Consider the following 20,050-nt stretch of genomic DNA (forward strand, 5'->3'; position numbering starts at 1 on the left):
ACTTACAATAATGGGGAAGAAAGGGGTCGAGTATGAAAGCTTTATTTCGCATTTTAATTGCCTGTGCAACGATTGCGTTTATCGGCTTTATGTTCTTTAGTACGCCCAAGGAAAATGAGCCACTAGAAGGACCAAATGCCAGCTCAAATATTATTCCGAAAACAGAACTGGAGCAGCCAGAAGTTGGAGCGATGACACGTCCGCAAAGTGGTATGTCGACATTAATTGGCCAAGGAATACAAGTTGTCTTAGAACAATATGGTGAACCAGCAAGGAAAGAGCCTTCATCGTTTGGTTACGAATGGTGGGTTTATAAAACAAGTGTATCAACATTTTTTATGTTAGGTGTACAAAATGATGTTGTGACACAAGTATACATAGCGGGTGATAAGCTAGATGCTACACCTTTTAAAATAGGTCAGAAGCGGGACGATATTTACCGAATGACCATTATTGATTATGAAGTAGCTGCCAATGTCGGGGAGAATATTTTCATTTTCTCTATGAGTGAGGAAGATATGCAGACTAGACTACTTATAAAATTTGATGGGCTGTTTGCACAGCTTTATATTGATAGCGAAACGAGTGCACTACAAGGTGTTCGCTTCACTGATAGCGAGACGCTCGTACTCCATCAACCTTATGAAATGATTTACCAAGGGGAGCTTGTTAGTCCTACACCGCCTTCCTCCTTTTTACAGCAGGACATCAATGAAGCAAGTACGGCACAGCTTGATGATTTAATTAATGTCACGCGTGTTCATCATGATTTAGCGCCGTTGGCATTTGATGAAAAATTAGAGGAAGTAGCTAAATTGCACAGTGAAGATATGAAGGTGCAAAATTTTTCTGGTCATGAGTCCCCAACAAATGGAGATTTAAAGAAACGTTTAGACACACATGAAATTGCTTATAGTAATGCGAATGAAAACCTTGCCACAGCATACTTTGATGCGATTGAAGCAATGCATGGCTGGCTAAATTCACCTGAACATCGCAAAGTGATTTTAAACGATAAATATACTGCTGTAGGATCAGGTGTCTTTTTAAATTACTATACACAAATTTTTGTGGAGCCATCGAAGGAAAAAGATGATAATGAAGAATCCGTAGAGGAAACTGAGAGTGACAGTCACTCAAACAATTCTGAATTTTTACGGCGCTACCAGTAGGGTTAACTAAGTAAAAATTTATGCGGGGACAGCTCAAAACGTAAGAGGCAACAAACTGTACGACAGCGAGGTTAGCCGCTTACTGAAAAGCGAATTGGATTTTTTCGATATAGTGCCCATGTTAAGTGACAGGCACTCAAACAATATTATTTATAGAAGATTGTCTTGATTAATTCAAGACAATCTTTTTTTGTGCTTAAAATCGGCAAAAGCGAACGACTAATATTTTTTGTACTGGTTAATGGATTGCAATATTCCACCTTTAAAATAGCCCGTTTAACTGGCATGAGGAGGCATCTACATTTTTCGTCACACCGTTACAAAAGCCGTCATATGATAGAGAACTGAAAGGAGGATGAGACATTGCAATTAGCTGAGCTATTGAAAGATTGGCCATGTAGTGTAACTGGTGGATCCATTCGTACAATAATTACTGGTGTAGAGGATTATGCACAAGCGGTGAAACCTGGAGATATTTTTATTGTGCGAAAAGGAAAAAAAACATCGGGCAGTCGTTTTGTAAAAGAAGCACTGGCAAGAGGAGCTGCGGCCGTCGTATCCGAGGAAAGTATTGCAATACCATTCAGCGATCAAAACATTCCTTTCGTTTGGGTACCGAATACCGCTTTGTTTTTATCGTATGCAAGCGCAAAGCTAGCTGCTTTTCCAGCTGAAGCTTTGTCGGTAATTGCCATAACAGGAACGAATGGAAAAACAACAGTAAGTCATTTTGTAAGCCAATTACTAAAGGCTTTACATAAAAATGTAGCAGTTATTGGAACAGTAGGCTTCTTCGTTAATGGGCAAAAACAACAAACAGAATATGAGCAATTAACAACATTACAAGCAAAAGAGCTCCATCCTATTTTAAAACAATGTGTTCGTCAAGGTGTTACACATGTTGTTTTAGAAGCTTCCTCAATGGGATTGCAACAACATAGACTTGATCATTGCGACATTGATTGTGGAGTATTTCTAAATTTATCAGAGGATCATATAGAAGACCATGGGGGGCTAGAAGCGTATAAACGTGCTAAAAAGAGGTTAGCCGATTTATCTAAAAAAATTGTGTTAAACGGAGACGATAATTTTTGCCGATCCGTTGGTATTTACGACAAGAAAAAATCTTGCTCATTTGGCTTTGACAATCACAATGATTTACATATCCAAATTGTGAGTGAAACCATTGGAAAAACTGTACTATGTTTGCAAACGTCAACGAGTGAGCACATCATTGCTATACCTTTTGTTGGTAAGTATCATGTGCAAAATGCAGTAGCTGCATTCATGGCGGTATGGCGTTTAGGCTTCTCTATGGATGAAGTAGCTGAACATATGTGGGAACTAAGATTACCAGAAGGTAGACTAGAGCGCATAGATAACCCTCTTGGGATTGAAGTGTATGTAGATTACGCACATACGGCTGAGGCATTGCAGGCAGTATTACAAACCTTTGATAGTAAGAAGACCATCTACCTTGTGTTTAGTTGTGGTGGCAATAGAGATAAGGCAAAACGTTTTGCAATGGGTGCTGTAGCAAGCAAGTATGCAGATGTTATTTTTTTAACAACTGATAATCCACGAGATGAGGACCCTATATTAATTAATGAAAGTATTATTGCTGGTTTTTCAGAACAGCAATATTATGAAATTTTTTTAGACCGTAAAGTTGCGATCCATCAAGCATTGGCTAAAGCGCAAAAAGGAGATATTGTGCTTGTTGCCGGAAAAGGGCATGAACAAACACAGCAAATAAAAAATCAAAAATTCCCTTTTTCCGATCAACAATGTATTAAAGATTATTTCTCTGTTATGACTGACGGCGCTGAATAACGAAGAACGAAGCGGTGGCAATTGCCAGTTTACGACCAGTTTCATCCTCAATGTCACATTCCATTACAAGCGTTTGACGTCCTTTATGAACAAAACGACCTCGTGCAATTAACTCTTTATTGGTCGTAGTGGCGATATAGGACACGTTAATATTTGTTGTCACAACATTATAGCCTGCTGGAACAGAACGCGATGCGAGTCCGCCCATTGCGGCATCAGCTATTGTCGCAATGATCCCTCCATGCGGAACTTTAATGGTATTGTGAATCACGGGCGTAATCGGTATCCGAACTTCACTACTGTCTGGCTCGAAGTTGCCTACCATATGTAAAGCAGCATTGATATAACGGCGGTGTATACCTTGTTGTTTATCGTGAATACCATTTAGCAAGTGTAATAATACTTCCTCATCCTCCGCTGTACTATTTTGTAAAATAGTAGCGAGTAATTCTTCAATTTGTCCTTTAGATGATGTTACCAATTTTAAAACTCCTTCATTTAGAAATATCAATAATGTAAAATTACCATAAAATCTGTTATGATGGGTATTAGATTGGGGGAATTAAAATGATGATAACCTCTGAATGGGCAATCATTTTAGATGAGGCCGATGCGCTTTGCGAAATGATTCTTTCCTCCGAACCTGCGAATACGCTTAGGTTAGCGTATAATGCCGTTTATAGCGATAGTGAGCTGGTTGAAGCTATTTATGCATTTGGTCGCATGAAGGAGCAATACGAAGATGTACAACGTTTCGGAAAATATCATCCGGATTATCATACAATTATGAAATCGATTCGTCAGCAAAAGCGCTCACTCGATTTAAATGAAAAGATTTCAGCATTAAAGTTAGCTGAAAATGATTTTCAAGATTTACTAGATGAAATAAGCTTGCTTATTGGGAAAACTGTTTCTGAAGCAGTAAAAGTACCAGTAAGTAATCCGTTTTTCGCATCCAATTCTTCTTGTGGAAGCGGTTGTGGGTCAGGTGGCTCATGCTCCTGTTCTGCATAATAGAAATCGTGTCAAAATGACACTGCTTCATGGAAAGACACAATACCTCTCAAGGTGTTGTGTCTTTTGTTGTGTAAATTCATAACCTTAAAGTAGGGAAGGAGCAAAATATTTTATATGTAGATGCTACTAGTTGAAGCCGTGCCTGCGGAAAGGGAGTGCCTGGAACGGAAATCAACGCGTCTTATTTCTATGTACTCGGTAGAAGCATATCAAATGGACACTGCTTCTATTTTTTTTACAATAAAAATTATATAGTAAGTATGTAAGAAAAGTTGGGAAAAGGGGGCAATGAAATGAATACATATCGAATTGCTGTTATTCCAGGGGACGGTATTGGAAAAGAAGTAGTACCAGCAGCGATAGAAGTTTTAGACAAGGTTGCACAATTAGATGGAAGTTTTCAATTTGAATGGACAACATTTCCTTGGGGCTGTGATTATTATTTAGAAACAGGGAAAATGATGCCTGATAATGGGATTGAACTATTAAAGAGCTATGACCAAATCTTTTTAGGTGCGGTCGGAATGCCAGATTTAGTACCAGATCATATTTCCTTATGGGGATTACTAATTAAAATTCGCCGTGAAATGAAGCAATCTATTAATGTACGTCCAGCAAAGCTACTACAAGGTTTACCATCGCCATTACGTAACCCAAATGGCTTTGACTTTGTTGTTGTACGTGAAAACTCAGAAGGAGAATATTCGGAGAGTGGTGGTCGTATTCATAGCGGCCAGGATGAAATTGCTATACAAAACGCCATCTTTACGAGAAAAGGTACTGAACGTGCGATGCGTTACGCCTTCAATATGGCTAAAACACGTCGTCAGCATGTTACAAGTGCAACAAAATCCAATGGTTTAACTTACAGTATGCCATTTTGGGATGAGGTTTTTGAAGAAGTCGGTAAAGATTATGAAGCGATTGGACAAGCGACGAATCATATTGATGCGCTAGCAGCTTTCCTAGTGATGAAACCAGAAAATTTTGATGTAATCGTTGCTTCTAATTTATTTGGCGATATTTTAACAGATTTAGGTGGAGCTATAATGGGAAGTATCGGTATTGCTCCTGCAGCTAATTTAAATATTGAACGCGAATATCCTTCTATGTTTGAACCAGTGCATGGCTCCGCGCCAGATATAGCGGGTAAGGGAATTGCTAATCCGCTTGGTCAAATATGGACAGGTAAAATGATGCTTGATTTTTTAGGTTATCAAGAGCTCGGTACTAAGGTGCTAAATGCAATGGAGGCGACATTGGCGCAAGGCATAAAAACTGGAGATTTAGGGGGAACTGCTACAATGAGGGAGGTAACGGATGCAATTTTAGCTCAATTATCTCAATGATATTATTAAAAGATAAAGGTAAGAGCATATACGATAGTTGCTCTTACCTTTATGTCTTCAATCATGTGCTTGTAGTAATTCAACTGCAATATCAGGTCGATCGGTAATAATCCCTTTTGCACCGTTATTAATTAATTTACTCATCGTTACTGAATCGTTAATTGTCCAATAATGGACAGGGATGTTTAAGTTATTTAAAAACTGAATAAACTTTGGTGAATCGAGCGAAACAACACCTGATTTTGGAGGAATTTGAAATACGTCTACTTTTGGATGATATAAATGTCCGAATTGGCTTGAGAATGAAGCAAATGCTTTGCGTACATCTGATTCACCTGCGCCAAGCGCAACTTGATTTTGCGCATATAAATTAAAACGGTCAATTTGTTCACCATAAAAGCTAGTCACAACGACATGATCCTCTGCATGAAGTTCTTCTATTAATCGCCATAGTTTTGAAGGCATTAAACTACCTTCATACGTATCTGGTGCATCTTTAATATCAATATTGATTAACATATTTGGATAGCTTTCTAGTAGTTCACGTAGTGTAACAACGTCAACTTTTTTATCCTTATAAGGTAACTCACCTGCTAAATCTTCAAATTGATAGCCATGATTCAATGCGTTTATTTCTGCTAATGTCATTTCTGATACGGATCCATAACCATCAGTCGTACGGTCTACGGTAGCATCATGGAAGACAATAATTTCTTCGTCTTTAGTTAAGCGAATGTCTATTTCAAAGCCATCTACACCTAATTGTGCAGATTTTTCAAAAGCAAGCATTGTATGCTCAGGTTCTAAATGTGCTCCGCCGCGATGTGCGAGAATGATCGGGCGATCAAATTGTAATGCTTGTTTCCCTTCACGCTGTTGAGGTTTGGAAATAGCTTTACTACCTGCCCAAGCAGCTGCACTGGCTGCTGCTATTGCAATAGCTATCTTCGTTTTCTTACCCATATTCGTCCTCCTTAACAATCAAATTAATATAAAAGGTGCTGGCGAATTCACTTGCAATGTTCAAGCTAAAGCACTTTTATCTAGCATGAGAGAAAGTAAATCTGTCGATAAACGCGCTATGCTTTTCCATTATAACGGAAAAATGAGCGTTCTGTCAGCTAAACTCTGTTGCTATCATTTTCCGGTCTATGGTATGCTTTTATGTAAGAAATGAGGGGAAACTATATGAACGAACGACAAGGGCTAATCGTTTACGTCCATCAATTAAAACATGCGAAATCACTTCGAAAATATGGTCATGTTCATTACATTTCTCGGAAGCAAAAGTATGTAGTATTATATTGCAATCGAGAGGACATTGAAATGATGACAATAAAATTACAACGCCTTCCATTTGTGAAAGACGTTGTAGAATCTTATCGTCCCTTCGTTAAAACTGAGTTCGAAAATGCAAAGCCAGATAAAGCGAAGGAATACGACTATAAAGCGGGGCTATAACGTCAGTTTAATGCAGGAATATAGTGATGAAGTCTCATTATTCCAATTAAGTATTGATAAAATAGTTTTGGCTCCGAAAATATAGATGAGTGCTTTATTTCTACAACAACCGCTTTTCGACCTAGTTGTTCAATACTTTCTTCGAACATCATTTGACGCTTGGAAGGCTTTTCTTCATTGAATGGAATGCCTTCGCGACAAATATAGATCGGCATGAATTTACTGTCTCCGACTGGTTTTAAAGCGATAGCTAAAGAAGCTACCTTTTTATCTTCTTTTGTAGATGTTAGTATAAAGGCTTGGTGAAAGCGACCTTGATTCGTTTTAATGATTTCAAGTAGTTCATAAACATCGCCATAGCCTTCTCCTAATTCTATAAATTGTTGTGGCATTTAATATTGCACATCCTTTCCAATACACATAGTATCATGCTGCGGGAGGTCAAGCACATGAAATTTGCAGTCAGTTTTTTTTCAATTTTAGTATTAGTTGTATCGGGTGTGTTGTTTTTCCAATATCAGGCGTATTCTTCGGATTTAGAGACAGGAAATGGTACATTCCATTATTCGCAGGAAATTGAGATTGTCTATCGTGAAAATAGTCTAGATATTCGTCATCATTTTAAAAACTTACCAAATCAAAAGGTAAAAATAAAATGGCCTGAAGATGCGACAAACCCAACATGTTTTATCGATAACGAAAATAGTTGTAATCGTTTATCTGAGGAAGTCTCCTATTTTGAAAAAGGAGAAACAAAATCACAATCTGTTTCATACATAATCCCAATTGAGGGTGGCCTAAAAGATAAAATGTTGCTTCAAAATATCTTTGCCACGTTAACGAATGGAGAAGTATCATATTCAGTCATTCATATTTCAACAGATAGTAAAACTGTCGGACAATGGATAACAGGTCTACCTTTAGTTGGTCAGCAACAATTATCACTTGTTAACTACACAATGTTTAGCGGCAATGGTACAGCGAGTGATTTATATTGGCAGGCTGGTGAGCTAACAGCGCAAGAGCAAACACCTGTGTTAACAATTTATGCACAGCAAGCAATTTCAAAGGATTTCCTAAAGTCACTTGAAAATTTAAAGTTTTTAAATGATGAGCATATTGCGATTATACAAGAGAAAAATCCTGTTGCGCAGCATGACGAACGTTTATTATTTTTACCAACGCTCACAGCACAAGCAGTTGAGCAAGAAGTAATCCTTTCGCAAATTCATTCACAATATAATTTTGAAAATTCACCAGCATGGTTGGCTGAAGTTGTGGCATCCTATTTAGTGAAGGATACGATTGGTTCAGAGAAGACAAAGGAAATGGTGCAGACATTAAAAGACTACATGACGGCAAGCCAGCAGTTAGCATGGCAGGAAGCGATGGATAACCTAGGACAAGCATCCATTTCTCCAGAAACAATGGATAAGCTACTTTCAACTGTATTGAATGGAAAAACTTCTTATTTCCAATTAAATGCAGCACAAGAAAATGGTACGTATCCATTATTAATGGAAGATGAGCGTAGTATTTATGTAGATGGCATTCATAAAAAAGATGTGCATGTTATTTTATATGAAGGTCAAGTATTATACAGTGCAGACACATTACTACCTTACCTAGGATATACAGCAGGCGAAGGGAAAAACGGTTATTATGTAAATAGTGACAATCGAACATTCCGCTTCCCGAAAGAATCTGGATTCTACGTGTTCAATCAACGTAGATATTCCACAATATCTGATCCAATTATAAAAATTGTTGATCATTATTATGTAGAAGAAGCTTGGCTACAACGACTATTTTTAGTAGAACTACAAAAAAGTGATGGTCGCATTCAAGTTTTAACACAAGCACAAGAATAATTTTTTGCAGCGGAGGAGTTCTTTCGCTGCAAAAATGCTTTCTATTTGTAACAGAAAGTACGGTGAAATACATCTATGAGAGTAGTAGCAGGAGAACGTAAAGGAATGCCGTTAAAGGCAGTTGCAGGGAGTACAACAAGACCTACAACAGACAAAGTAAAAGAATCCATATTTAATATAATCGGTCCGTTTTTTGATGGTGGAACAGCACTGGATTTATTTGCAGGGAGCGGCGGGTTAGGAATAGAGTCGCTCAGCAGAGGTGCAGAACATGCTATCTTTATTGAAAAGGACGCTAAAGCATATCAGGTATTGCAGGAAAATATTAAGAAGTGTCGGTATGAAAACTGTTCTGAGCTTTTTCGTATTGATGCAAAGCGCGCTGTGAAAGCGCTCTTAAAGCGTGATATTTCGTTTAATCTTGTATTTTTAGATCCGCCTTACCACCATAAAGAATACTATGATTTAGTACAGGTGCTTGTCGATCATGATAAAGTACAACCTAATGGTATTATTTTATGTGAACATGCAAAAGAAGTAGAATTACCAGCTAGTTTTGGTGCTTTTCTATTACAGAGACAAGAATCATATGGCGGAACGATTATTTCGGTCTATCGTTGTGCTGGGGAAGAGGGAGAGTAAGTTGGAGAAAATTGCTGTTGTTCCTGGAAGTTTTGATCCTGTTACATTTGGTCACCTAGATATAATTAAGCGTGCAGCTGATGTTTTTGATATTGTCTATGTTGCAGTTTTAAACAATTCATCAAAGAACCCGTTATTTTCTGTAGAGGAACGTATGGCGTTAATGGCAGAAGTGACAAAGGAATTGCCGAATGTACGAATTGAGAGTTCTTCAGGTCTGCTTATTGATTATGCGAAAGAAAAGAATGCAAAAGCGATTGTCCGCGGCCTTCGAGCGGTTTCAGATTTTGAATACGAAATGCAAATTACTTCGATGAACCGCTTTCTTGATGAAACGATTGAAACATTTTTTATCATGACAAAAAATCAATATTCGTTCTTAAGCTCTAGCATTGTGAAAGAAGTAGCGAAGTATGGTGGCAATGTGCATGAACTTGTTCCAGCTTGCGTGGAACAAGCTTTAAAAGAAAAATACGGTTTTGCTAAATAACAAATAGAGGACTATAGACAACTCGAAAAATTCCGAGTGCTGTCTGTAGTCCTTTTTTATTTGTGTGAGTGCCTGGCACTTTCTACGGGCATGAGACAAGCCGTAGCCTTCCTTGTCGCGTCTTACGTTTCGTGCTTTTTGCAGGAGTCAAACGGTCTTGGCAGACAAAATTGTGTGAGTGTCAGGCACTTTTTATTTTAAGAAAAAAAGAGCATAAATAGTAGGCACAATGATTATGCTAAGAAGGCGAAATTTGATATATGGTCTGACTGAAAGCTTGGCTGATTTTGCAATTACGAAAATTTGTAAATGGATACTAATGCTTTGCATTGTCAGCATAATGACAACCAGCAATGATAAGTACTGGAAATCGCCGAATTCTGTGACAGTCATTTTTAATCCGTTTGTTACTTCTAGTATAGCGGCAATAGCATGTTCGACTGATTGTGGAAGATTGGGCAACATTTTATCTAAGCTTTGTTGTAAAATCGTTTGAATCGTAGTGAAAAAAATAATGGTCGTTCCAACTAACAAAATGGTTGGTGCTGTTTCTTTTATGCTTTCTGAAAATGGGGATGAATACAAGGTGGTATTGTGTATAGAAATAGTAGGTGGATCGGTTTTACGAAATAAAAAATAACCGACTACTAAGCAACAAATATTAAAACTATGTAGTAAACATAAAAACAGCCAACCAAACGTATTACTGTGTAATAAATCAAGGCTAACAAAGCCTAATACAAAAAGAGGGCTAGGTGCATGACAAACGGCGAGTAAAAAATTTGCCTCTTTAGGGTGCAATTGTCCACTGTTTTTTAGATACACAATGGTTGTAGCTCCTGTTGGATAACCACCGAGAGCGCTTATTAAGTATGCTTGTACGTATAAAGAAACTCGTTTTGTTTTTGCGCGCATGGGAGCGGTTAAACGAAGTAGCCATTGCGTTAAAATAAGATAAGGTAGTAAATACGGAAATAACGCCTCCATAAATAGATTCAATCCTAAATCTGTACCAGTATGAGCAGTTTGTGGGAATAACAAGAGTAATAGGATAAGAAGTATGCAGAGCGCTATTTGAATTGTCGCAAACATGTGATCATCTCGTTTCAACTTTTTGTCATTCACATAGGCAAATGCTAAAATTAATATATGTGAAAAAGGCAAAAACATGAACTACTGGTTTTTGCATGCGTCTTGGGAGGTGTCCATTCAATGAAGAAAAAAATTGGTTTTTATGCAGTGTTTTTAGTCGCGCTTTGTTTTTTAATGCTATACCGACTAGACGCGTATATTATGAAGCCTGGAAGTGCATACGATGTAAGTAAATTTGTGAGTGTTGCTAATAATCATACGGATGAAGCGGGCTCAATGAGTTTAATGACAGTTGCTATGCAGCAAGCCACACCGTTTTCGTATCTATGGGCGAAAACGCAAAAATATGAAAAAATAATGGATATTCAACAAGTAAGAAATCCATTAGAGGATGACGAGGAATATAATATCCGACAGTTAAAGTTAATGTCTGACTCTCAATTTAATGCAAAATATGTGGCCTTTCAAAGAGCTGGGTTAGAGACGAAAATACACTTCAATGGTGTATTTGTATTAAATGTCTTAGATGGTGGCGCCTCAGATGGTTTATTAAAAGCTGGTGATGAAATAACAAAAGTGGACGGTACAGAAATTTCGAATCAACAAATGCTTGTTGATTTGTTGTCAACAAAACAAATAGGTGACAAAGTGACCATTCAATTATTACGAAATCAAAAAGAACAAGAAGAAACGATTACTTTGAAGGAAATTCCTCAAACAGAGCAAAAAAAAGCTGGGTTAGGAATTACCTATGCAGAAAGTAAGTCGATTGAAACGAATCCAAGTGTCACAATGCATACAGAAGATATTGGTGGTCCTTCAGCAGGTCTTATGTTTACACTGGAAATTTTAAATCAATTATTGGATGAGGATTTAACAAAAGGCTATGCAGTAGCTGGAACTGGTGAAATGCTTATTGATGGAACAGTTGGGCGAATTGGTGGTATTGATTACAAAATCATTGCAGCCGATCGAGATGGCATGGAAATCTTTTTTGCACCTGATGATGAAATCTCAACTGAAATGAAAGCGAAGTATCCAGAATTAGAATCAAATTATGCAACGGCAGTGAAAACAGCTAAAGAGATCGGTACAAAAATGAAAATTGTACCTGTGAAAACGGTCGATGATGCAATTGCGTATTTAAAACAATTAAAGGCTAAATAAATGCCTATTTGCGTTTGTTTAAAGAGAAAAAGTGTTAGATTGATGGCCATCAATCTAACACTTTTTGCTATGCTGAATGTTCATTAAGGTAGTTGTTTGCTCTATAACACAATCAGCTGCGAACACGTTGCATCTTATTAATTTGCTAAAATCGAATGGGGGGCGTTTGGAAATCCTTCGGTAATGGGGATTTCTGGGACCCTTGCTCTATGCTAAAGTTATATACTTCAGCAGCGTGTATATCTACAGCGAGCATAGTATCATTTGTAGAAGCAACGCGACTTATTAACGGTAGTGTAAAGTCTTTTTTATGCATACCTAAATACGCTTGTCCTTGCGCACTCATGCCGAGTAATCGAATTGTAGAAGGGGATTGGAAGCTCTTCAGTTGCTCCTTCGTAAAACCAGTGTAAATATGTGTCAGCATGCGTTGCAGACGTGTCCAAGTATAGCGTTTAGATTTTATTTTCTCCATAAAGCTACTAAATGAGCTACTCGTCTTCGCTGCTTTTAGTAGTGCGTGCTCTATGCCCTCTGTTACTTCCGCATAGCGCGTTAGCTCACTTGCTGTATGCCGAATAAGGGTAAACTGTAAAAACGGCCAAAACGCCTCCCAACTAGCAAAATTTTTATGTTGCTCATACCAATCTTGCAAATAATGAAAGGAAGCTTGCGGGAGTACATCACGAACGCTTTGTAATGTGCCTGTCGTCGCAAGTGCTTTACGAATACCGGTGGCACTTGCAATTGATGCGCCCTCCTGCATAGCGTCGTGATATCCTGCTGCTATACGTGGAATCGTTAAAGGCTTAATAGCACTCCCTAGTGTCATAGCCGCTTCTATATAATGGAATCCTAGTATATTGTTTGGTTGTGCTAAGTCAATGTATGTAGCAGGAAACTTTTGTGAAAGCTGTTCATAGGCATAATGTAAGCTTTTAGGATAGCTAACACCTGTTTTAACGCTTTCTTTAATAAGTGCGTCATATTCGGTGCGGTGCTTCGTAATTAAATGGTACGTATTCATAAAGGGTTGTATTGAGCCATCTTCGCTACCGAAGGCAAAAGCATCACAGCGAATTGCCGATAATAATGCAATCGCCCCCTTTGCGAAATCCGTAGCGGGTGCGGTACTATAGACATACGGTAGCTCAATTACAATATCAACTCCGCTAGCGAGGGCCATTTTTGTACGTGTCCATTTATCTACCATGGCAGGTTCACCGCGCTGCAAAAATGTACCGCTCATAACAGCAATTGCTATATCTGCTTGCGCTACTTTTTTTGCCTGTTCTAAGTGATAAGCATGTCCATTGTGAAAAGGATTATATTCAACAACAATACCAACTGCTTTCATTACGTAAAACCCCCTTTATTTCTATTTGGTGCTTCTTGTTTCTGACCAATCACGTTGCTACAAATAGTTTTATAGTGCCTTTAGCTATTCTTTGCACATTGCTATTGAAATTTTTGTATAGGTTGTGTATTGTGGCTAAGTAGCATAATTATGATGTACTTAATTATAGGTGGGTTTTCGAGTGGTGACAAGAAATTATCTTGACATCTATTTTTACACATTATATAATCAACAGTGTTGTCTCGAGGTGATTAAACGAATGAAATGGTCAATTCATCAATTATCTAAATACCGTCAAGACGGAATGCCGATCGATACCTATGTCCAATTGGATGAGGTGATGGAGCGAAACCAGGATATTCGAGCAATTTCGCCCGTTCATGTAAAAGGGCTATGTACATTCGGTGCATCGCAAATGACTTGTCAGCTTACTGTGACAGCAACGTTAACACTCCCGTGTGCTCGCACTTGGGAAGATGTTGAGTTTCCTATCAACGTTGAGACAGTTGAAATGTTCAGCTGGATTGACGAAGAAAAAAGAGGGGAAGATGACGGTGATATTCACTATATAGATGGTGATGTTATCGACATGAAGCCAGTTATTGAGGAGTTAGTTCTTCTTGAGGTCCCAATGCAAGTATTCAAAGAGAATACCGAAGGACAAGTGCATGGTGGTAAAAACTGGTCTTACGCAACTGATGAAGACGTGGAACTTCACAAAAAAACTGACGAACCAAAAGTGGATCCAAGACTAGCTGATTTAGCTAAGTATTTTGATCAAACAGACGAATAGACGATCTGTAAGGAGGTGCCATCAATGGCTGTACCATTTAGAAGAACTTCTAAAACTGCAAAAAGAAAGCGTCGTACGCATTTCAAACTATCTGTACCTGGTATGGTAGCTTGCCCAAACTGTGGTGAAGCAAAATTATCACACCGTGTTTGCAAAGCTTGCGGACAATACAAAGGTAAAGAAGTAGTAAGCAAATAATACAGTGTTTGCTCACTTAAAAGGCTAGTAGAGAGACCATGGCTCTTTACTAGCCTTTTTGTTTATGTGAAGTGACAGAATTTTTAATAAATATTATAAAGTTATATAGTACTATAATAATTGTGTGATACAATTTATTTAACTTGTAGTCAGTGGGGGCTTAGGGGTTTTTATTTGGCTCCGATTACACTAAACATAATTGAAGGGGACTAAGGGGGAACAGTAGTGGCTTATATAATTGACAATCAAGATGGGATTATGACATTTACTATAAATCGTGAGGAAAAGCGTAACGCTGTGAACGATGAGGTAATGAATGGTCTTCGGGAAGTAATTACATATATACAAAATCATGACGATGTGCGTTTTTTAGTCGTGACAGGAGCGGGGGAAAAATCTTTTTGTTCAGGTGGCGATTTATCGGAGTTTCATTCCCTTGAAACGGAAGATGAAGCGTTTGGTATGTTAAGTAAGATGGGTGAGATTTTATATGATCTTGCTACATTACCAGTACCGACGATTGCGTTAATCAATGGAACAGCTGTAGGTGGAGGTTGTGAGATAGCGACTGCTTGTGATTTTCGCTTAGTGGCGAGTCATGCTAAATGTGGCTTTATTCAAGGAACATTAGCAATTACAAGTGGCTGGGGTGGCGGTACATACTTATTTGAACGAGGTTTACGTCATGATCGCGCAATGAAGATGCTAGTGGATGCAAAGCCATATCCAGCTGATTTACTATATGACATTGGTTGGGCGATGCGCGTATTTGAGGGATCGAAGCAACTTGCATTAAATGATTTTATTGAACATATGCGTAAAATTCATCCTTCTGTGCACAAGGCATATAAAGAAATTGAACTTCGTAAATGGCGTGAACGTAATATGTATGAGCGTGTAATGGAGGAAGTTCGCACATGTGCAAAATTGTGGGAGAGCGAAGCACATCATGAGGCAGTTAATAATTTTCTAACTAAAAAGAACAATAAATAGCGTATAGTGGCAGTGATTACATTCAAACATAATCACTGTCTTTTTTCGTCCTGTGATTCTATTTTGCCTGATAACGCATATAGTAGTAAAAAATGTGAGGGTGATAGATTATGGAACTGAAAAAAAGAAAAGATCAATGGACGAAGGAAGACGATGAAAGATTAGCAGAAATCGTCTTGCATAATGTGCAAAATGGGAAAACGCAGTTAGAGGCATTTGAAATGGCTGCGGATGAACTCGGACGTACAAAACAAGCGTGTGGTTTTCGTTGGAACAAGACGTTACGCGGGCAATATAGTCAATCGCTTTTAGCTGTTCGCAATCAACCTCAACAATCTATGCGAAGTCATTTAAAATTAGCGTTAACGAGTTTTGATGAATTGACAGAAGCTTATCAAAGTCTTGAGATTAAACATCGGGAATTACAAAATGAACATGAAAAGCTAGTGAAGTGGTTACAGCAAGGCTATTCTTTAATGAAAGATTAACGGGTCGAAGGGAAAATGATTGTAAGTAGATCGTTACGTTCCTTTTCAAAGAAAGAGTAAGGTCTTTTAAGAAAATGATGCAAAAGAAGTCATAGGATGTAAACGCTAACGTCGACTCAACATTTTACCTACTTGGTCGAAAATATCCATTCTTGTATCATAAACACCAGCTAATCTTGTATAATAGAAACACCTGAAAAGGAGGTGTCTCAGATGAATTTCTGAGGCACCTCCTTCTATGGCGTAAAGAAAATGGTGTTTATGGTATTGTAGTACGAGACAAGTAAATACTGGAGAAGTTGTTTAGTACTTCAGTTTAGGCTGTTTAAAGGTTTTTTTATTACTGTTTAGATAGCCTCTTTACATAAAGTGGAGGTGGCGAACGTTGTGAATGTAGTAGTTATTGGAGCTGGTGCAGTCGGTCAGCTAATGGCTAGTTTCTTAGCAGAGGCTTGTTTCGATGTGACGTTAGTTGTAAGAAGACAAGAACAAGCCGATGAGCTTAATTTGAAGCATATAACGAGAGTCCATATAGATGGTACAAAGACAATCCATCAAATTGCTTCTAGCGTTGAGTTAGAGATGCTCCCTCGACCAGATTTAATAGTAGTAGCTGTAAAATATGGTCATTTACAAAATATCTATAAACAATTATTAGGTTTCCCTCAGGAAGTGCCAGTGTTGTTTGTACAAAATGGTCTAGCACATTTTGATGAGGCATTGCGCTTATCACAAAATACAATTGCTTTTTGCTCAGTTTCTTTCGGTGCGCAAACTATTGATTTGACAACTGTTCAACATAGAGGTGTGGGTTTGTGCAAAATAGGAGTAGCGCGTGGAAGTAGTGTTGTATTTGAAAAGTTACTACACTTGAAAAATCCGTTATTTCCAATAGTGTTGGTTGAAAACGCCGAACAAATGCTTTTTGAGAAAGCAGTTTTCAATTGTATGATTAACCCGATAACAGCTGTTTTGCAAATGAAGAATGGGGAGTTAGTTACGAATAAGCACGCATACTTGTTAATGCATACCATATATCAAGAGCTAACAGAGGCTTTTAAAGGCATTGAAAGTACTATTCCGTTTTCAGCAGTAATCGCTTTGTGTGAAAAAACAGCGGCGAATACCTCATCTATGCTAGCTGATCGTATACAAGGGAGAAAAAGTGAGGTAGAAACAATTGTTGGGGCGGTTTTACAAAAAGCTGCTGCGAATGGTTACCCATTACCTACATTGCGAACTTTATATCACCAAGTTCTAGCGCTTGAAGAGAGCGGTGGGCAATCTTGAAAGATTTTTTACATATAGTCATCAGCGTTATTATTTTTTGTCCAATTCTTTTATTTGGCATTGTCTATGTTATTAGTCGAAAGGTTAATATTCGTGGTACCCATGCCTTTGGAGCCGCATCTGATGTAACAACGTTCTGCTTGTTTTTTTCAGTACCGTTGGCAATTGGAGTGCTGTGGGGAGTGAATGTTGGGGCTATTTTAATAATGCTAGCAATAATACTGGCAATTGTTTTTACATATATAGACTGGCGTACAAAAAGAGAAATTGAGGTGAAACCGCTACTTCGGAAAATTTGGCGTTTTTTATTTTTAGTACTTAGTGCAGCATATATTTTGATTTGTATAGTCGGCATGATTCAATCTGTTGTAGAATATTTACACTCTGTATAAGCATTTTCTTTTCATGTTGGAGACAGAAGCGTTAAAATAATAGCATTAAAATGTTTACAAGGAATACGATGATTTAGTGAGTAGAGGAGTTTGTGTTAAATGAAACTGGAGTCAATCCAAGTACCCGTGAAAAATCGTGTGCTAGCAGATTATTGGTCGCCAAATACTGCCATTCATGAGTTTTTTGAATATGAGTATAATGATAAATCGTTTGAAAAGCGGGCGAAATATTTGGAGCAACGAGCGTGTGACCAAAAAGAATTAACAGCAATAATTCGTCAGTTTATGGAGCCGCTTGGCTTATCAGAAAAAGCGAATGAGCATTTGCAACAACTAGAGCAAGGAGCTGTTGCGGTTGTCGGTGGGCAACAAGCGGGTGTATTAACTGGCCCTCTTTACTCGGTTCATAAGGCAATTTCGGTTATATCATTAGCAAAAGAACAAAGTGAAAAGCTTAAACGACCAGTTGTGCCTATTTTTTGGATAGCTGGAGAAGATCATGACTTAGAGGAAATTAACCATACATTTACAATGCATGATATGGATATTAAAAAACGTGCGTATGGTGAACGTTCTCGAAGAAAAACAATGGCATCGACAACAAGCATAAACAAAGAAGCGATGGTTCAACTAATTAATACGATCATTAAGGATTTTGGAGAAACAGCGCACACTGAAAAAATGTTCAATCAACTATTGGAGGCATTGAACAATAGTGAAACATTCACAGATTTCTTTGCACGACTAATGAACGAGTTGTTTAAAGAAGAAGGGCTGCTAATGATTGATGCGGCAGATGTGAACTTCCGTCATTACGAACGTAATAATTTTGTGCAGCTTATCAACCATAGTGAGGAAATTGCAAAACTAGTAACGGAAAAGGAAGCGGTATTGGAAAGTGCTGGTTACGGGAAGCCGATTTTAGCAACTGATGATGCAGCGAACCTGTTCTATGTCAAAGATGGAGAACGCTTTTTACTAGAAAGACGACACGATCAATTTATCAATTTAGCCGCAAATATTAAACTTTCACATGAAGAGTTATTAACAATTGCGGAAAATCACCCTGAGCAATTAAGTAATAATGTTGTAACGCGTCCATTAATGCAAGAAATGACGTTACCTGTTTTGGCGTTTGTTGGTGGACCAGGTGAGCTGGCATATTGGGCAACATTAAAGGATGCCTTTTCTATGTTAGGTTTACAAATGCCAATTTTTGCACCACGTCTCAATATTACGATTGTTACACGACATGTAGAACAACTATTGGGTGAATATCATTTAACAGTGACGGATGTATTGGATGGCAAGGCGATGGCGTTGAAGGAGCAATTTATTGCTGAAGTTCAAGATGATGAGGCAAAGCGTCAAATACTAGAGATGCAACAACTAGTTTTAGAAAAATACGCTACTCTTGAGCAATATTTCGCACAACAACATATGTCGCTAGATAAAATACTTGAAAAAAATAAAGAAAATCATGTGAGGCAGTTTGAGTATTTGCAACAAAAGGTAGAACAAACGGTGCTGAGCAAACATGAGACGACTATCCGTAAATTTATGACATTACAAAATGAGCTATATCCAAATGATGGGTTCCAAGAACGTTCTTATAATCCTTATCAATATATCAATGAGTTTGGACCTACGTTAATTGATGAAATGCTCAAGAAAACATATAGCGTTGGAAATCACCACTATTTACTTTATTTATAAGAATAAAAAATGTATCTTTAGAACTATTAAAGGTATGTTGGAATTATAGATTTGAAGAAATTTGTCGGTTTAACAGGAAAATAGAGATCTATCCTACTAAGGGTAGTTCTTTTTTTATGCCCTTTAGCACAAAATAAAATTTCGCTTAAAGGTCTAAACACACATAAAAGGTGAAAATGTCAAGTTTTTTTTAAAAAAAGTGGAGGAAAGTGGGGCGATGTGGTACATTATTTAATAAAGTGGGGTGACTAGCATGTTCATGGGAGAATATCAACACTCTGTTGACGCAAAAGGACGATTAATCGTACCCGCAAAATTTCGTGAAGCCTTAGGTGAAACCTTTGTTGTGACACGCGGACTTGATAATTGTTTATTTGGCTATCCTATGGATGAATGGCGAAAACTCGAAGAAAAATTAAAAGGTTTACCAATGACAAAGAAAGATACTCGTGCTTTTGCAAGGTTCTTCTTTTCAGGTGCGACGGAAGTAGAAATAGACAAGCAAGGTCGTATTAATATTCCTTCGACGTTAGTACAACACGCACATCTAGTAAAAGAATGTGTTGTGCTAGGTGTTTCGAATCGAATTGAAATATGGGCAAAAGATGCGTGGGAAACTTATTTCACAGAGTCTGAACAATCTTTTAATGAAATTGCAGAAAATATGATTGGCTTTGATTTTTAACTTTGTATTAAACGTGAAAACGTCAGTTGAAAAAGTAAAGGCCT

The 20,050-nt window shown here is 37.9% G+C and carries 22 protein-coding genes; 17 read left to right on the forward strand and 5 right to left on the reverse strand.

The window, feature by feature from the left end:
- Positions 1–32 precede the first annotated feature (32 nt).
- Together ACIQ1H_RS10645 and ACIQ1H_RS10650 are read left to right on the forward strand one after the other, a co-directional pair.
- Positions 33–1,172 carry a CAP domain-containing protein gene (locus ACIQ1H_RS10645; protein WP_402888708.1) on the forward strand — a complete coding sequence of 380 codons (1,140 nt, stop codon included), beginning with the start codon at positions 33–35 and terminating at the stop codon, positions 1,170–1,172.
- A gap of 363 nt (positions 1,173–1,535) precedes the next feature.
- Positions 1,536–3,005, forward strand: a complete 1,470-nt coding sequence (locus ACIQ1H_RS10650; RefSeq protein WP_402888710.1) for a UDP-N-acetylmuramoyl-L-alanyl-D-glutamate--2,6-diaminopimelate ligase — start codon at positions 1,536–1,538, stop codon at positions 3,003–3,005.
- Here ACIQ1H_RS10650 and ACIQ1H_RS10655 read toward each other — a convergent pair.
- Positions 2,983–3,486 (reverse strand): PaaI family thioesterase, encoded by a 504-nt coding sequence (locus ACIQ1H_RS10655; RefSeq protein ID WP_402888712.1) that lies wholly within the window; start codon positions 3,484–3,486, stop codon positions 2,983–2,985. The genes ACIQ1H_RS10650 and ACIQ1H_RS10655 overlap by 23 nt on opposite strands.
- A gap of 86 nt (positions 3,487–3,572) precedes the next feature.
- Here ACIQ1H_RS10655 and ACIQ1H_RS10660 point away from each other — a divergent pair, with 86 nt between their 5' ends.
- Together ACIQ1H_RS10660 and ACIQ1H_RS10665 are read left to right on the forward strand one after the other, a co-directional pair.
- Entirely contained in the window at positions 3,573–4,019 is a 447-nt protein-coding gene (locus tag ACIQ1H_RS10660) for a YlbF/YmcA family competence regulator (RefSeq protein WP_173477875.1), read from the forward strand.
- 296 nt (positions 4,020–4,315) lie between these two features.
- Positions 4,316–5,371 (forward strand): tartrate dehydrogenase, encoded by a 1,056-nt coding sequence (locus ACIQ1H_RS10665; RefSeq protein ID WP_402888714.1) that lies wholly within the window; start codon positions 4,316–4,318, stop codon positions 5,369–5,371.
- Between the two features lie 57 nt (positions 5,372–5,428).
- Here ACIQ1H_RS10665 and ACIQ1H_RS10670 read toward each other — a convergent pair whose 3' ends face one another.
- Positions 5,429–6,334 carry a glycerophosphodiester phosphodiesterase family protein gene (locus ACIQ1H_RS10670; RefSeq protein ID WP_402888716.1) on the reverse strand — a complete coding sequence of 302 codons (906 nt, stop codon included), beginning with the start codon at positions 6,332–6,334 and terminating at the stop codon, positions 5,429–5,431.
- 225 nt (positions 6,335–6,559) lie between these two features.
- On the opposite strand from ACIQ1H_RS10670, the gene ACIQ1H_RS10675 reads away from it, so the two are divergent.
- Positions 6,560–6,832 (forward strand): YlbG family protein, encoded by a 273-nt coding sequence (locus ACIQ1H_RS10675; protein ID WP_173477872.1) that lies wholly within the window; start codon positions 6,560–6,562, stop codon positions 6,830–6,832.
- Between the two features lie 2 nt (positions 6,833–6,834).
- Here ACIQ1H_RS10675 and ACIQ1H_RS10680 read toward each other — a convergent pair whose 3' ends face one another.
- Positions 6,835–7,224, reverse strand: coding sequence for a DUF7147 family protein (locus ACIQ1H_RS10680; protein ID WP_173477871.1), 390 nt, complete (start codon positions 7,222–7,224; stop codon positions 6,835–6,837).
- Between the two features lie 57 nt (positions 7,225–7,281).
- On the opposite strand from ACIQ1H_RS10680, the gene ACIQ1H_RS10685 reads away from it, so the two are divergent.
- The 3 genes from ACIQ1H_RS10685 (at position 7,282) to coaD (ending at position 9,835) form a co-directional block, all read left to right on the forward strand.
- Positions 7,282–8,703 carry an RNA polymerase II gene (locus ACIQ1H_RS10685; protein WP_402888718.1) on the forward strand — a complete coding sequence of 474 codons (1,422 nt, stop codon included), beginning with the start codon at positions 7,282–7,284 and terminating at the stop codon, positions 8,701–8,703.
- Positions 8,704–8,778: 75 nt separating this feature from the next.
- A complete protein-coding gene (gene rsmD / locus ACIQ1H_RS10690) occupies positions 8,779–9,345 on the forward strand; it encodes a 16S rRNA (guanine(966)-N(2))-methyltransferase RsmD (RefSeq protein WP_402888720.1) in 567 nt (188 codons plus the stop codon).
- The gene (gene coaD / locus ACIQ1H_RS10695; RefSeq protein ID WP_217270157.1) at positions 9,293–9,835 is read left to right on the forward strand and encodes a pantetheine-phosphate adenylyltransferase; all 543 of its coding nucleotides are present in this window, start codon (positions 9,293–9,295) and stop codon (positions 9,833–9,835) included. The genes rsmD and coaD overlap by 53 nt, the downstream gene beginning before the upstream one ends.
- 192 nt (positions 9,836–10,027) lie before the next feature.
- Here the strand turns inward: coaD and ACIQ1H_RS10700 are convergent, their stop codons facing one another.
- The gene (locus tag ACIQ1H_RS10700; protein WP_173477867.1) at positions 10,028–11,005 is read right to left on the reverse strand and encodes a hypothetical protein; all 978 of its coding nucleotides are present in this window, start codon (positions 11,003–11,005) and stop codon (positions 10,028–10,030) included.
- Positions 11,006–11,047: 42 nt separating this feature from the next.
- Between ACIQ1H_RS10700 and ACIQ1H_RS10705 the strand changes: the two genes are divergently transcribed.
- Positions 11,048–12,094: a SepM family pheromone-processing serine protease gene (locus ACIQ1H_RS10705; protein WP_402888722.1), complete on the forward strand. Its 1,047-nt coding sequence runs from the start codon at positions 11,048–11,050 to the stop codon at positions 12,092–12,094.
- 145 nt (positions 12,095–12,239) lie between these two features.
- Here the strand turns inward: ACIQ1H_RS10705 and ACIQ1H_RS10710 are convergent, their stop codons facing one another.
- Positions 12,240–13,451, reverse strand: a complete 1,212-nt coding sequence (locus ACIQ1H_RS10710; protein ID WP_402888724.1) for a nucleotidyltransferase — start codon at positions 13,449–13,451, stop codon at positions 12,240–12,242.
- A 259-nt stretch (positions 13,452–13,710) separates the two neighbouring features.
- Here ACIQ1H_RS10710 and ACIQ1H_RS10715 point away from each other — a divergent pair, with 259 nt between their 5' ends.
- The 8 genes from ACIQ1H_RS10715 to mraZ all read left to right on the forward strand — a co-directional run bounded on the left by ACIQ1H_RS10715 (position 13,711) and on the right by mraZ (position 20,006).
- Positions 13,711–14,244 (forward strand): YceD family protein, encoded by a 534-nt coding sequence (locus ACIQ1H_RS10715; RefSeq protein ID WP_337981946.1) that lies wholly within the window; start codon positions 13,711–13,713, stop codon positions 14,242–14,244.
- Positions 14,245–14,268: 24 nt separating this feature from the next.
- Entirely contained in the window at positions 14,269–14,442 is a 174-nt protein-coding gene (rpmF, locus tag ACIQ1H_RS10720) for a 50S ribosomal protein L32 (RefSeq protein WP_010858320.1), read from the forward strand.
- A gap of 225 nt (positions 14,443–14,667) precedes the next feature.
- A complete protein-coding gene (locus ACIQ1H_RS10725; RefSeq protein WP_402888726.1) occupies positions 14,668–15,435 on the forward strand; it encodes an enoyl-CoA hydratase/isomerase family protein in 768 nt (255 codons plus the stop codon).
- Between the two features lie 110 nt (positions 15,436–15,545).
- The gene (locus ACIQ1H_RS10730; RefSeq protein ID WP_173477864.1) at positions 15,546–15,923 is read left to right on the forward strand and encodes a transcriptional regulator; all 378 of its coding nucleotides are present in this window, start codon (positions 15,546–15,548) and stop codon (positions 15,921–15,923) included.
- A 387-nt stretch (positions 15,924–16,310) separates the two neighbouring features.
- Positions 16,311–17,213 carry a ketopantoate reductase family protein gene (locus tag ACIQ1H_RS10735; RefSeq protein WP_402888728.1) on the forward strand — a complete coding sequence of 301 codons (903 nt, stop codon included), beginning with the start codon at positions 16,311–16,313 and terminating at the stop codon, positions 17,211–17,213.
- Positions 17,210–17,605 carry a DUF3397 domain-containing protein gene (locus tag ACIQ1H_RS10740; protein ID WP_139860190.1) on the forward strand — a complete coding sequence of 132 codons (396 nt, stop codon included), beginning with the start codon at positions 17,210–17,212 and terminating at the stop codon, positions 17,603–17,605. Before ACIQ1H_RS10735 ends, ACIQ1H_RS10740 begins: the two co-directional genes overlap by 4 nt.
- A gap of 99 nt (positions 17,606–17,704) precedes the next feature.
- On the forward strand, positions 17,705–19,321 hold the full coding sequence (gene bshC, locus ACIQ1H_RS10745) for a bacillithiol biosynthesis cysteine-adding enzyme BshC (protein WP_402888731.1): 1,617 nt from the start codon (positions 17,705–17,707) through the stop codon (positions 19,319–19,321).
- A 253-nt stretch (positions 19,322–19,574) separates the two neighbouring features.
- Positions 19,575–20,006, forward strand: a complete 432-nt coding sequence (gene mraZ / locus ACIQ1H_RS10750; protein ID WP_139860193.1) for a division/cell wall cluster transcriptional repressor MraZ — start codon at positions 19,575–19,577, stop codon at positions 20,004–20,006.
- Positions 20,007–20,050 lie beyond the last annotated feature (44 nt).

The sequence above is a fragment of the Lysinibacillus sp. NPDC097279 genome, from assembly GCF_044761745.1.
Classification (GTDB): domain Bacteria; phylum Bacillota; class Bacilli; order Bacillales_A; family Planococcaceae; genus Lysinibacillus.